We start from the raw sequence: 12746 nt of genomic DNA, 5'->3' as shown, positions 1-12746 counted from the left end.
GCACCAGTTTACTCTACTCATCTGGGAATGGAAACCTTTTTATAGTATGATTTGATAGAATACGTATCAGGGGGGGATATATCATGGGATTCATCAATGGATTGCTGGGCAATGCGTCGACAATATCGACGGCTGAAGCAAAAGCAGAACTGGCTCGTATTCTGCTGGAAGGTGAGAATGTCAACGCCGCATTTAAGCTTGTCCGAGATATCATTGTCTTTACGGATAAGCGTCTTATTCTTGTTGATAAACAGGGACTCACAGGGAAGAAAACGGAGATTCAATCCATTCCGTACAAGAGCATTTCCAGATTCAGCGTAGAAACCGCCGGCCGCTTTGACCTTGATTCAGAGCTGAAAATTTGGATTTCAGGCGCGGAACTTCCCGCTGTCTCAAAGCAGTTTAAAAAAGATGAAAGCATTTATGATATTCAAAAGGCCCTTGCCGCAGTTTGTATGTAAGAAGAAACGGAAGCCCGGGGAGCTTCCGTTTTATTGATTACAGTTTTTCTTCAATTTTCGCCTTCGTTTTCGGGCCGTAAATTCCGTCTGCCGTTAACCCGCTGACGGATTGAAAACGTTTTACGGCATTTGCCGTTTTCGGACCGTAAACGCCGTCCGCCCCATGATTTTTTGCTCCTTTATCGGGATAAAAATAAAGAGCGGATAAAGCGTTTTGCACTTGTTTTACGTTTGTCCCTTTCGTCAGCGGTTTCGTCACTTTGATCACACCTGATGGAAGCGGATAGGAAGACACAGCCTGACTTTTTGAAGAAGAACCCGTCTGAGCGAGCTTGATCACTTGTCCGACTGTAATGTGATTCGGATCTGTGATATGGTTGATGCTTTGCAGCGATTTTACGCTGACACCGTGCGATGCGGCGATTTCCGATAAGGTGTCGCCTTTTTTCACATGGTATTCAGACGCGGAAGAAGAAATAGAGGCTTTTTTCGCCGGCATACTTCCGCTTAATTTCTTTTCAATCTTCGCCTTCACTTCATCCCAGCGGCCTTCAGACAAAATGCGGTGCGGGCAGTACTTTCCGTTCCAGTCCTGATGCTTTCTGATTCTGTCAATCCCCCAGCCCCGTTCTTTCAAAAGCTGCGCCGCAAACGCAATCGCCAGTTCTTCTGCGGCTCTGTACCGTTCGCCGCCTGACTTGCTGTAACAGATTTCTATAGCAATCGACTTTCGGTTTCCGGTACCGTTCGTGCCGTCTCCCGAATGCCAGGCATTCCGGTCCAACGGAATTCCCTGGATCACTTCTTTGTCATCAACCGCAAAATGATAGCTCGTTGATTCGCTGTTTCCAGTCATATAGCTGATTTCATTAGCGGCGGATGCGTCGTTTGCCGTGTTATGAATGGTAATATACTCCGGCGTCATCGGATTCGGACATTTTAACGCATATTTATCAGCCGATACGAGCCGTTTTTTCACTTCAATCCCCACTCTTCATCTCTCCTTATGCCTTTTTCATCAATAGGTGGCATTCGTAGGACAGATAACTTGAGCATATAGACCCTGCATTCGGATAAAAATGGAATGGATACGCATGCAAAAAATAAGACCCTTCCAAAGAAGGGTCTTTATGTTATGTTTGGTTGCGCGCGGCAACATGGAATGTGCCGTCCGCTTGATTTTCCAAATGGCTTTCATGGCCGATCACCTGTGTAAAGCTGAACCCGACAGCAACAAGCAGCAATCCTGACAACAGTTTAGATTTCATATAGACAATCTCCTCTCTGGATTTGTTTTTGGGCGTGCACCATTTTTTCATAAAACGTGAGCGCTTTTTCAGGCTGTCCGTGTTTCATGTAAAATTTGGCAGCGTCATGCGCCAATTCTTCCACATACGGATACAGCATGTGTTCTTCCAGAAAATCAAACGTGTGCCTGACGGATGCGTTATCCATTTCCTTGCCGTATAACGCATGTAAAAATTGGAACAGATTCACAAACAATTCATCATTGTATTCGCGGGCGATACTGAGCCCGAGGCGGTATTGCTTCTCTGCTTCGGCTGTAGTGTTCTGTTTATAAAGAACCTGTGTTAATGAGTAAATAGAATGCGGAAGATTATCGAACTTTTCTGACCTGCAAATGGAAACGGATGTCTCAAAATATTCGGCTGCTTTAGAGAGGTCTCCCATTTTTTCGTAACAGTTTCCGAGATTATATAAGGCTGAACTGATAAGACGGGGATTGCCTTCTTGTTTTGCAAGATCTAAAGCAAGTTCTAAGTGGGGCAATGCTCTTTCTGGATACTGCATGTCATCATAATTCCCTGCAATAACGAATTCACATTGGATTCTGCGGACGTTGTACGTCTCATACGATTGGTACGTTTCAAGGGCTTGAACGGCATAACTCATGGAGACGTAGGTTTGTTTCAGGTTGTAAAAAATCTCGGCCATTTTAAAAGCAAACTCAGCTTTCTCGATGTCATCAGAAACGAGTGCAAGGTTTTTTTCAGCCCGTTTGTAATACATCATGGCGTTTAGGAACATTTTCTGTTTAAATTCGTACATTCCTCGAAAAAAATTAAAGTAGTAATCAAGCAGTCCTGTCAGTTTATACTGGTTGCCTTCAATGTCTTCCAATAATTCTGAAAACTCAGGCTGAGAAGGGTCCTCCTTTAAGGGCTTGATGTAATCCAGCATGACACGGTGTCTGAATTCCATTAATGAATAATACAGCAGCAGATCCTGATCTTCTTCCATATCCTCGATCTCTCTCTCTACTTCACGTTTGACGCGCTCCGCCTCAAGGACGTGAAACTGCCGGATATGGGTATACCATTCATTAATTTTGAGCCCGACAAAAGAGGACGGAATAGTCTGCTTCATCCTCAATAAATCCCCCCTTTTGGAATGACCGAGATATGTCATATTTTATCATATTTGCTAGAAAAAGAAGAACGCAAAAAGACCGCAATTGTCGAATTTCGGATATCCGCAACGATTTATCTCCGTCACAAGCTTATTGCTTGTTTCTTCCGTGCCGTTGATATAGCATATCCTTGCAGCTTTTTATTCTGTATTAAATGGGGGTTTTCACATGACAGCACAAAATCAGTTGGTCAGCCACTTTCTGTCACATCGAAACGTAACGATTGAGCTGGCGGAAAAAATCAGCCGCGAACATTACGATTACAAGCCGGCAGAGACATCAATGTCCGCTCAGGAACTTGTAAAACACATGGTTTATTCTTTTCTTATGTTGGCAAACGTCATTAACGACGGAAACGCATCAGCCATCCAGAACAAACCGAAAGAAGAAGCAGAAACAGACCTCGTCAAACTGGCTGAAACGTGTACTGAAAAAACGACAGACATCCTGTCACAGCTGACAGAAGAGCAGCTGAACCGCGAAATTGACCTGACCGCCTCTTTCGGCAGAAAAGTGACCGGCGCGGCTCTCCTTCAGCTTGCCATGGAGCATGAAATTCATCATAAAGGCAATCTTTTCGTGTATGTCAGAGAAATGGGCCACACGGAACTTCCGTTTTATCAGCAAAAATCATAATCCGGCCATCCGCCGGTCTGCGACATAACAGCAGGCTGGCGGATTTTTTGTTCTGTATAAAATTTTCCGAAAATTTAATTGATTACCGCCTCTTAATCATATATAATCTGATAAAAATAGTAGGATTATTCAGGAGGCACACAGATGACTGTAAGCATTGTGTTTATGGGTTTCTTTGTCGGAACGCTTGTCGGATTGACGGGTGTGGGAGGAGCAGCGCTTTTGACTCCTTTACTGATCGTTTTGGGGATCAACCCCTCAATCGCCGTCGGCACTGACCTTTTATATAACTCCATCACCAAACTGTTCGGTGTCGTTTCTCATTGGAAGCAGCGCACCGTTCAATTTAAACTTGTCGGTTACTTGGCGCTCGGAAGCATTCCCAGCGCAACAGCCGCCATCGGTGTTCTTCACTTGTTTCCCGCTTTTCACCAGCATCAGGAGCAGATTATCAAACAGGCGCTCGGCTACGTACTGACCCTTGTCGCCATTTCCATTATCGCCCGCCTTTTTTTCGATAAAAAACTGCGGCCGAACCGCTGGCAGCAAAAAACGCTTGAAGAAAAGCGGACACTCATGATATTGATCGGCGTCATTTTCGGCTTCATCGTCGGCCTGACATCTATTGGGTCCGGCTCATTATTTGCGATCGCCATGTTATACCTGTTCAGAATGAAAACGGCAGAAGTGGTGGGAACGGATATCGCACATGCCTTTCTGCTTGTAACTGCTGCCGGTCTGTTAAACGCAAGCTTCGGAAGCGTCGATTACCTGCTTGTATTGAATCTGTTGATCGGCTCTGTGCCGGGTGTGCTTCTCGGCAGCTTCTTTTCGCCGAAATTCTCACCGCGCCCGCTGCAGTTTGTGATGGCGGCGATTATTTTAATCAGCGGAATAAAATTAATATAAAAAAGGCGGTCTGTTGTCAGATCGCCTTTTTCCTTATAACGTCACACCGGACTTAAAGATTGCAAGCTCCCGAAAATCGTTTTTTTCGTTATTGACGAATTCTCCGCTTGCAACTTTAATAATGTATTGTATAAAATCTCTTACAATGTGATCTTCTGTTGTTTGGTCTTCCGCCAATCTGCCCGCGTTGTAATCAATCCAATGAGGCTTTGATTGAAATAAATCGGTATTTGTTGATACTTTCACAGTCGGGACAAATGTGCCGAACGGCGTGCCTCTTCCGGTTGTAAACAAAACGATGTGACAACCCGCCGCGGCGAGCGCTGAAGAAGCGATTAAATCATTGCCGGGCGCACTGAGCAGTGTCAATCCCTTTGTTTTCAGTGTTTCACCGTATGTCAGCACATCAGAAACCGGTGCAAGACCGGCTTTTTGGGTGCAGCCGAGCGACTTGTCTTCGAGCGTTGAAATGCCGCCTTCCTTATTCCCTGGTGACGGGTTTTCATAAATCGGCTGCTCGTGCTTCATAAAATATTGCTTGAAATCATTGATCAATCGGACTGTTTTATGAAACACTTCTTCACTCGCCGCACGCTGCATGAGAATCGTCTCAGCGCCGAACATCTCAGGCACCTCCGTTAAGACCGTGCTCCCTCCCTGTGCAATCAAGTAATCTGAAAATCTCCCTAATAAAGGGTTTGCGGTGATGCCGGAAAAACCGTCCGACCCGCCGCATTTCAATCCGATGCTCAATTCTGACAGCGGAATCTCCTCACGTTTATCTCCCTTTGCCGCAAGGTGTATCTCTTTAAGAAGCGCAGTCCCCGCTTCAATTTCATCTGTGACAGCTTGTGATTCGAGAAATTTCACCCGATCTCCGTTCACTTCAGAAAGCGTTTCCTTAATCGCCGCCAGCTCATTATTTTCACAGCCGAGCCCTAAAACCAGCACACCGCCAGCATTTGGATGACGGATGGCGTTCATCAGCATTTGTTTCGTATTCTCATGATCATCGCCAAGCTGGGAGCAGCCGTATTGGTGCTTTAAAACCAGCACATTGTCAAAGGGCGCAATGTCTTTCGCCTCTTTTACGAAGCGCTGCAGGATTTTCTCAGCGACGCCGTTTACGCAGCCGACTGTAGGTACGATCCACAGTTCATTCCGGACGCCGGATGTACCGTTTTCTCTTCTGTAGCCTTTAAATGTCCGGTTCTCATTTGTAAAAGGATTGTCCTCGAAGCGCGGTGAATACGTGTATTCTTGCACATCGGATAAATTCGTTTGCAGATTATGGGTATGAATATGCTCGCCGGCCGAAATCCGCCTTGTCGCACGCCCGATTGAAAAACCGTATTTAATGATGCTACCGTTTTCTTCAATGGTTTGCAGCGCGATTTTATGCCCCCGCTTTACAGGGTCCTTCACTTCAATCGTCAGTCCGTCTGTATGCAGCCGCTCCCCTTTGTCAAAATGGCGCATAGCGAGAAGCACGTTATCGTTTTTATGGATTTTTATGACCTCTTTCATTTTACTTCCCCCTTTTTGCCGCAGCATTCATGTAACGCATGCTTCATACCCCGCTTATGAATGACAGACAGAAAAAAAGCCGTTCGTTCAGTCAGCCCCGGAAGATGATTCAGGTTCTTCCCCCACAGTCGCTCTTCTCCTAATATAGAAGATGCCGCTTGAAACATATCATCTTTGCAACGGGACCGCGCCATTTGAAAACGGTTAAGAACCCCCTCGCCGTCAGCCGGTTTGTTCGGTCCGTTCCAGTATGAATAGATCATGGCGCTGAACGAAAATACCAGCTTCTCAGGTAGCCGGCCCTCCTGTTCGATATAAGCCTTCAGCGTCGGCAGATTTCTTGTTTTGAATTTCGCGGCGGCGTTAAGGGTAATGCTTTGCAGATAATGTTGGATATAAGGGTTTTTAAACCGCTGTAACACATCTGCCGCGTATTGGGTGACACCCTCCATTTGCAGCACAGGGAGGATTTCTTCATTGATCAGCTCTTCGATGAATCTGCCCGTCACCTCGTGCTCAGCCGCTTCCCGGACGGTTTGCAGTCCGTATAGTAAAGCCACTGGCGCCAATGCCGTGTGAGCGCCGTTTAAGATTCTCACCTTTTTTGTCCTGTAAGACGTAAGGTCAGACGTGATCAGTGCGTTCAGCCCGGCCTCAGCAAAAGGAAGCTCATTCTGAAGCTGTTCCGGCCCTTCTATCACCCACAAATAATAATGCTCACCAACCACAAGCAGACGGTCTTCGTATCCGAGAAAATCGGTAAGTTCTTCCGCGGTATCAACAGGAAATCCGGGAACAATACGATCCACGAGGGTATTGCAGAAGATGTTCGCGTCATGAATCCATTGAGTAAAATCAGGTTCCAGCTCCCACAGCCCGGCATATTGAAGCACGGCCGCCTTCAGTTTCCGTCCGTTTTCTTCGACCAGTTCACATGGAAGCATAATGCACCCTTTCTCGGCGTCACCCGCAAATGCCTTATAGCGGAAATAAAGGAACGCCGCTAATTTCCCGGGGAATGTTTTTTGAGGTCTATCCTCAAGCCGGTCGCCTTTCTCAAACGTGATTCCCGCTTCTGTCGTATTGGAAATGATAAAACGAAGCTCCTCTTGTGCTGCCAGCCGTTTAAAGGAATCATAGTCAGAAAAAAGATCAATGCCGCGGCTGATGGATTTGACGATCGTGTGTTCTTCAGCCGGTTTTCCATCCTTTATCCCCTGCAAAAAAAGCGTAAATAAACCGTCCTGTTCGTTTAAACGTTTGATTTTCTCAGAGCCTCTCGGCTGTACGGCGACAACGCTTCCGTTAAAATCCGTCAGTTGATTCAATTGATCGATCTGCCAGTCTGCGAAGGCCCGCAAAAAGTTGCCTTCGCCGAACTGAAGGACTTTTTCAGGATATTGAATGTATTCACCGCACATCTTTTTATTCAGCTTCCGCAAGCTGTCCGCCTCCTTCTGTATTTATGCACACGTTAACATTTTACCGTACGAAAACCCGGATAATCAGACGGGCCGTTATGTGAGTTTTTTAATGGAATCTCTTATCATCACCTCGGTGTTTTCGTATATTTTTTCCGCCGCCGTATCCGGGTCGGCGATTAGCGCCAAAATTTTCTCTGCGCCGAGTATGCTGATGTTTTCAACCGGGCGTTTTACTGTCGAAAGCCTCGGCGTCATGTATTGGGAAATGCCGATGTCATCAAACCCGATAACGGATATATCTTCCGGAACGTTCAGGCCTTTGGCGAAAATGGCGTTCATCGCCCCGATCGCCATATCATCGTTTGAACAAAAAACAGCCGTAGGCGGTGATTGAAGCGCCAAGAGTTTTTCCATCGCCTGACTGCCGCTTTCCATATCATAGCGGCCTTTTACACTGTATTCATGCTTAATCGGGATAGAATGATCAATTAAAGATGTCAAATAGCCTTCTTTCCGCTGAGAAGTTGACCTGAATCCTTCCTTTCCCTCAATGATCGCGATATCTCTGTGTCCGTTTGCGATCAGGCAGTCGACCGCCTGTCTGGAGCCCTCTTTATCGTTTGACAGGATATTCGTGATGCTCCGGTCATCAATGTCCCGGTTCAGCACGACAAGCGGGATGTTTTTCTCGCGGATATGATAAATAAATGAATTATCACTGTCGCTTTGGCTCATTAAAATGATTCCATCATATCTCATGGGCGTAATGGTTTCAAAGCTTTTCAGGTCGTCAATCGCGCGGACGAACAAATTGTATTCCTCACTGATTGTGCGGTTTACACCTTTGATGGTATCGGAAAAAAAGCTGTGTGAGGTTCCGTTTGTGATGCTTGTAAAAAACAGTCCGATCGTATGGGACTTTTGCATGGCAAGGCTTTTTGCATTTACATTCGGTGTGTAATTCAGCTGGGAAGCGAGCTCTAATATTTTCTGTTTTGTATGCTCTTTAATGTAGGGGCTGCCGTTAAGTGCCCGGGATACGGTTGTGTGGGATACGTTGGCGAGTTTTGCGATATCTTTTATGGTTACCATCGTTTTTCCTTTCTTTCTGTATGCTGTCATTTATTTCTATTGTACCATTAACGGACAGTCCATAAAATCACTAAAGTTAAGGTTTTGCATGATGTAAGTCCTGAACGAGCTCGGCATGCTGCCGGTCCGTCAGTTTATACATTAAACCGATAATCAGCATGGCGCACGCTAAAGCGAAAGCCGGGTACAGCAGCAGAAGCCCTTTAATCCCGATCAGCGTGCCTTTTGTCTGAGATGCATTCGGGATATAGCCAATAACGCTCAGCCCGATGCCTGAAAGAAAACCTGATAAAGATTGGGCGAGTTTTCTGGAGAAGTTGAAAAGCGAATATGTCGTCGCCTCCTTCCGTTCACCCGTCTTCCATTCCCCGTAATCAATAATGTCCGACACAAGCGCCCACGTAATGCCGTTTGGTATGCTGATCCCGATAAAAGCAATGCTCGCTAACGCCGTAAAGATATATACATTTGACGGCAGACAGAAATTCAGCGCATCAGCCGCGGCGCTGACGGCAAAACCGATCATCACCGTTTGCTTTTTTCCGAAACGTTTGACGAGTTTCGGCATAAACAAAACACCTAAAAATGAAGAACCGATGATGATAAAACTCATGTAGGACATCAGCTCCGCATTGTTGAGATTGTACTGGGCGAAGTAAACAAGCATAGCGGATTTAATGTTATATGCCGATATTGAGAAAATCGTCATGAAAACGACGGTCAGAAGCGGTTTGTTGCCGATAAAGCATTTGAAAACCGACATGACGGACAGCTTTTCTTTCGGCGCTTCACGGACGATAATTCTTTCTTTGCAGTTTCGGTAGCAGATCATAAATCCCGCGATTCCGATTACGGCCATCATTCCCATGACTGCCGGGTAGCCGATGTGAACGTTATCAAAATGAACAAGAATCGGGATGACGATGACACTTGTAATGAGCAGCGCGCCGAGGGAGCCGATCTGGCGGAATGCGGAAAGCGCCGTTCTGTCCTCCGCATCCTGTGTAATGGCCGCGCCGAGGGAGCCGTACGGAATATTGACGAAAGAATAAGCGACCCCCCACAGCATGTAAGAAGCATAGGCGTACACAAGCTTCCAGGTGACGCTCACGTCCGGTGACACAAAAATCAATACGGTCATGACCGCAAGAATAATACTTCCGAATAATAAGTACGGCCTGAATTTCCCCCGGGGGCCGATCTTTTTTCTGTAGTCAATGGCCGAGCCGACAATCGGATCAGTCACAGCCGCAAACAGCTTGCTGACCAAAAAAATACTGCCGGCGAACGCTGCCGGAATGCCTGCGACATCTGTGAAAAACTTCAGCAAATAGATCTGCCCGAGATCAAACATAAATCCGTTCCCAAAATCTCCAAAACCATAAGATACTTTTTCTTTCAGACTCAGCTTATGCTCCTTCACTTTTGCGGCAGGTGCTGTCACGACAGGCACATTACTCATAGGCCACCTCTTTCATTCCATTTTTTAAAAGCGGAAATATTCCTCAGCATTCCGGTAACAAATCCCCTCGACAATCTTTCCTAAAAGCTCCATATCGTAAGGCGCTTCGCCTTGTTCCGCCCAGCCGCCGATCAGCGTGCAGACAAGCCGCCTGAAGTATTCATGGCGGGGATAGGACAGGAAACTTCTTGAATCCGTCAGCATCCCGATAAAACGGCTGAACAGGCCCATGTTTGATAACGCTCTCATTTGCTGGAGCATTCCATCTTTCGTGTCATTGAACCACCAGGCTGTGCCGAATTGAATTTTCCCCGGTGTTTTCCCATCCTGAAAGCTGTTGATCATGCTGGCGATAATATAGTTGTCATTCGGATTCAAAGAATACAAAATCGTTTTAGGCAATTGCCGCTTTTTTTCGGCGGAATCTAACAGCCGGGCAAGCGGCTTTGCGATACGTTCATCATTAATTGAGTCATATCCCGTATCAGGACCAAGGCTGCTGAACTTATTTGTATTGGTATTTCTTAACGCGTTAATATGGAACTGCATCGCCCAGTCCAGTTCGGCGTAAAGACCGCAAAGATATTGCAGCGTCCGTGTTTTGAATTTCTTTTCATCTTCAAAAGATACATGCTCTCCGCTTAATCCAGCGGCAAAAATCCGGGCCGCTTCCTCTTCGGTCGTCTCGGCATAAACCATTTGATCTAACGCATGATCCGACACTCTTCCCCCGGCATTGTGAAAAAAGCGGACGCGGGATTCTAACGCATCTAAATACGATTGGTAGGAGCTGACAGCCATTCCGGAAGCGCTCTCCAGCGAACGGACCCAATCGGCAAAACCCGGGCTGCTGATGTCCAGTCCTTTGTCAGGCCGAAATCCGGGCAGCACTTGAACCGGAAAATCACTTTCTTTCAACAGTTCGTGGTATGTCAGCGCATCGGCAGGATCGTCGGTTGTGCAAATGACTTTGACATTTGATTTCAGAATGAGATCCCTTGCGCCAAACCCGTCTCCCTGCAGGAGCTCATTCGTTTTTTTCCAAATTGCCGCGGCCGTTTTTTCATTCAATACGTCATAAATGCCGAACCAGCGCTGCAGCTCTAAATGCGTCCAGCTGTACAGCGGATTGCCTATCGCCATCGGCACCGTTTTTGCCCAGGCGAAAAACTTCTCTTCATCTGAAGCGTTTCCGGTAATGCAGCGCTCTTCAATGCCGTTGGCCCTCATGATCCGCCACTTGTAGTGGTCACCGTAAAGCCATGCCTCCGTAATCGTTGCGAAGGTTTTATTTTCATAGATTTCCTTTGGGCTTAAGTGACAGTGATAATCAATGATCGGCATGTTTTCAGCGTATTCCCGGTACAGCTTTACGGCCGTTTTACTATTCAGTAAAAAATCATCACCCATAAAAGCTTTCACACTTTCATCCTCCCTCTTAAAAATGTTAACGTTAACAAAATGGTTCTTTTTTATTTTAGCTTCCTCTTTCTCACATATCAATCATTTTTATTTTATTTTTCAGAAAATTGTATCCGTTAACATTTTCATACAAAAAAAAGACACTGCCGAGAAAGTCCGGCAATGTCTTCTGTGTGATCTTAAGGATTAGTAAGCGAGGCTGAATAATCCTTTGATATGTGTTAAATAACGTACGTTACTTGCTTCTTTCATTAAAGATGCCGGAAGACCTTTCAGCGGAGTAGAGTTCGCTCCGATGATGGCAACCGCGTCTTTACGTCCGAGGCTTGCAAGCGTACCAGAGTTTACAGGCTTGAATGTTTCAAGCGTTTTTCCTTCTAAGTAAGCGAACAGGTTGTAACCGACAAGTTCACCCATCTGCCAAGCGATTTGCGCTGTCGGCGGGTACGGACGGCCGTCCGGCGCAAAGTATACAGCGCTGTCTCCGACAACGAATACATCTTCATGAGAAGTAGATTGTAAGAAATCGTTAACCGTCGCACGGCCGCGGTTCACTTCAAGGCCGGATTCGCCGACTAACGGGTTGCCTTGTACGCCGCCTGTCCATACAAATGTGTTGGCAACGACTTTTGAACCGTCTTTCAGATCAATAACGTTTCCTTCAACATTTGTAACAGGAAGACCTGTTAAGAACTCAACGCCGCGTTTTTCAAGACTTTTTGTCGCGCGTTCGATAAGGTCATCAGGAAGAACAGGAAGAATTTTCGGACCTGCTTCTACTAATTTCAGTTTGATTGCTTTCGGATCTACGCCGTATTTTTTCGTAAGGTTCGGCATGATGTCAGCAAGCTCACCGACAAGCTCAACGCCTGTTAAGCCGCCGCCGCCGATAAGGATCGTTGCATCAGCTTCGTTTTTCGTTTTAGCGTATTCACGCACACGGTCTTCCACGTGTTTGTATACTTTGTTGGCATCAGCAGCAGATTTCAGCACCATGCTGTTTTCTTCGAGTCCAGGAATGCCGAAATAAGCCGTAACAGAACCAAGTCCGACAACAAGCGCGTCATAAGTCAGCTTAGAACCGTCAGAAAGGGCAACTTCTTTCTTATCAACTGAGAAAGAATTGACTTCTGCGATTTTGATGTCGACGTCTTTTCCTTTCAGAAGTTTTTCAAGCGGCATAGCAACAGCCTGTTCAGACACGTTGCCCGCTGCAAGGCGGTGCAGTTCCGTAATGATTTGGTGAGTCGGGTATTTGTTCACAACGGTTACGCGTGCTTCATCTTTACTGTAATGTTTGCGAACGGTTAAAGCAGAAAGAACTCCGCCGTAACCAGCGCCTAAAATGACAATATGTTTTGACATCGTATATCCTCCGTCCT

The 12746-nt window shown here is 46.2% G+C and carries 12 protein-coding genes; 3 read left to right on the top strand and 9 right to left on the bottom strand.

The annotated features are described in order from the left end of the window. The first annotated feature begins 83 nt into the window (after nucleotides 1-83). Nucleotides 84-461 (top strand): PH domain-containing protein, encoded by a 378-nt coding sequence (locus ACKTRM_RS06345; protein WP_007610770.1) that lies wholly within the window; start codon nucleotides 84-86, stop codon nucleotides 459-461. A gap of 37 nt (nucleotides 462-498) precedes the next feature. On the opposite strand, the gene ACKTRM_RS06340 is transcribed toward ACKTRM_RS06345, so the two are convergent. The 3 genes from ACKTRM_RS06340 to ACKTRM_RS06330 form a co-directional block, all read right to left on the bottom strand. Next, nucleotides 499-1452, bottom strand: a complete 954-nt coding sequence (locus tag ACKTRM_RS06340; protein WP_003154880.1) for an N-acetylmuramoyl-L-alanine amidase — start codon at nucleotides 1450-1452, stop codon at nucleotides 499-501. A 142-nt stretch (nucleotides 1453-1594) separates the two neighbouring features. Continuing rightward, nucleotides 1595-1729, bottom strand: a complete 135-nt coding sequence (locus ACKTRM_RS06335) for a PhrA family phosphatase inhibitor (RefSeq protein WP_012117358.1) — start codon at nucleotides 1727-1729, stop codon at nucleotides 1595-1597. After that, nucleotides 1719-2855, bottom strand: a complete 1137-nt coding sequence (locus ACKTRM_RS06330; RefSeq protein ID WP_087920760.1) for a Rap family tetratricopeptide repeat protein — start codon at nucleotides 2853-2855, stop codon at nucleotides 1719-1721. The genes ACKTRM_RS06335 and ACKTRM_RS06330 overlap by 11 nt, the downstream gene beginning before the upstream one ends. A gap of 205 nt (nucleotides 2856-3060) precedes the next feature. Here ACKTRM_RS06330 and ACKTRM_RS06325 point away from each other — a divergent pair, with 205 nt between their 5' ends. Both ACKTRM_RS06325 and ACKTRM_RS06320 read left to right on the top strand, forming a co-directional pair. Further along, the gene (locus tag ACKTRM_RS06325) at nucleotides 3061-3528 is read left to right on the top strand and encodes a DinB family protein (protein WP_012117357.1); all 468 of its coding nucleotides are present in this window, start codon (nucleotides 3061-3063) and stop codon (nucleotides 3526-3528) included. 144 nt (nucleotides 3529-3672) lie between these two features. After that, a complete protein-coding gene (locus ACKTRM_RS06320) occupies nucleotides 3673-4437 on the top strand; it encodes a sulfite exporter TauE/SafE family protein (protein ID WP_007610763.1) in 765 nt (254 codons plus the stop codon). Between the two features lie 33 nt (nucleotides 4438-4470). Here ACKTRM_RS06320 and ACKTRM_RS06315 read toward each other — a convergent pair whose 3' ends face one another. The 6 genes from ACKTRM_RS06315 to ACKTRM_RS06290 all read right to left on the bottom strand — a co-directional run bounded on the left by ACKTRM_RS06315 (nucleotide 4471) and on the right by ACKTRM_RS06290 (nucleotide 12729). Next, nucleotides 4471-5964 (bottom strand): UxaA family hydrolase, encoded by a 1494-nt coding sequence (locus tag ACKTRM_RS06315; RefSeq protein ID WP_012117356.1) that lies wholly within the window; start codon nucleotides 5962-5964, stop codon nucleotides 4471-4473. Further along, nucleotides 5961-7406 carry a tagaturonate reductase gene (locus tag ACKTRM_RS06310; protein WP_012117355.1) on the bottom strand — a complete coding sequence of 482 codons (1446 nt, stop codon included), beginning with the start codon at nucleotides 7404-7406 and terminating at the stop codon, nucleotides 5961-5963. The genes ACKTRM_RS06315 and ACKTRM_RS06310 overlap by 4 nt, the downstream gene beginning before the upstream one ends. A 75-nt stretch (nucleotides 7407-7481) precedes the next feature. Next, the gene (locus tag ACKTRM_RS06305) at nucleotides 7482-8480 is read right to left on the bottom strand and encodes a LacI family DNA-binding transcriptional regulator (protein WP_007407297.1); all 999 of its coding nucleotides are present in this window, start codon (nucleotides 8478-8480) and stop codon (nucleotides 7482-7484) included. Nucleotides 8481-8556: 76 nt separating this feature from the next. Continuing rightward, nucleotides 8557-9942 carry an MFS transporter gene (locus ACKTRM_RS06300; protein ID WP_012117354.1) on the bottom strand — a complete coding sequence of 462 codons (1386 nt, stop codon included), beginning with the start codon at nucleotides 9940-9942 and terminating at the stop codon, nucleotides 8557-8559. Between the two features lie 24 nt (nucleotides 9943-9966). Then, the gene (uxaC, locus tag ACKTRM_RS06295) at nucleotides 9967-11364 is read right to left on the bottom strand and encodes a glucuronate isomerase (RefSeq protein ID WP_012117353.1); all 1398 of its coding nucleotides are present in this window, start codon (nucleotides 11362-11364) and stop codon (nucleotides 9967-9969) included. Between the two features lie 186 nt (nucleotides 11365-11550). After that, a complete protein-coding gene (locus tag ACKTRM_RS06290) occupies nucleotides 11551-12729 on the bottom strand; it encodes an NAD(P)/FAD-dependent oxidoreductase (RefSeq protein ID WP_012117352.1) in 1179 nt (392 codons plus the stop codon). Between the last annotated feature and the right edge of the window lie 17 nt (nucleotides 12730-12746).

The sequence above is a fragment of the Bacillus sp. D7-8 genome (genome assembly GCF_052055895.1).
Classification (GTDB): domain Bacteria; phylum Bacillota; class Bacilli; order Bacillales; family Bacillaceae; genus Bacillus; species Bacillus velezensis.
The sequence above is the reverse complement of the archived record's forward strand: the minus strand, read 5'-3'. Positions and strand labels throughout refer to the sequence as shown.

Coding starts and splice junctions, on each gene's coding strand:
- ACKTRM_RS06345 (WP_007610770.1), top strand. CDS start 84: ATGGGATTCATCAATGGATTGCTGGGCAATGCGTCGACAATATCGACG.
- ACKTRM_RS06320 (WP_007610763.1), top strand. CDS start 3,673: ATGACTGTAAGCATTGTGTTTATGGGTTTCTTTGTCGGAACGCTTGTC.
- ACKTRM_RS06335 (WP_012117358.1), bottom strand. CDS start 1,729: ATGAAATCTAAACTGTTGTCAGGATTGCTGCTTGTTGCTGTCGGGTTC.
- ACKTRM_RS06305 (WP_007407297.1), bottom strand. CDS start 8,480: ATGGTAACCATAAAAGATATCGCAAAACTCGCCAACGTATCCCACACA.
- ACKTRM_RS06300 (WP_012117354.1), bottom strand. CDS start 9,942: ATGAGTAATGTGCCTGTCGTGACAGCACCTGCCGCAAAAGTGAAGGAG.
- ACKTRM_RS06325 (WP_012117357.1), top strand. CDS start 3,061: ATGACAGCACAAAATCAGTTGGTCAGCCACTTTCTGTCACATCGAAAC.
- ACKTRM_RS06315 (WP_012117356.1), bottom strand. CDS start 5,964: ATGAAAGAGGTCATAAAAATCCATAAAAACGATAACGTGCTTCTCGCT.
- ACKTRM_RS06290 (WP_012117352.1), bottom strand. CDS start 12,729: ATGTCAAAACATATTGTCATTTTAGGCGCTGGTTACGGCGGAGTTCTT.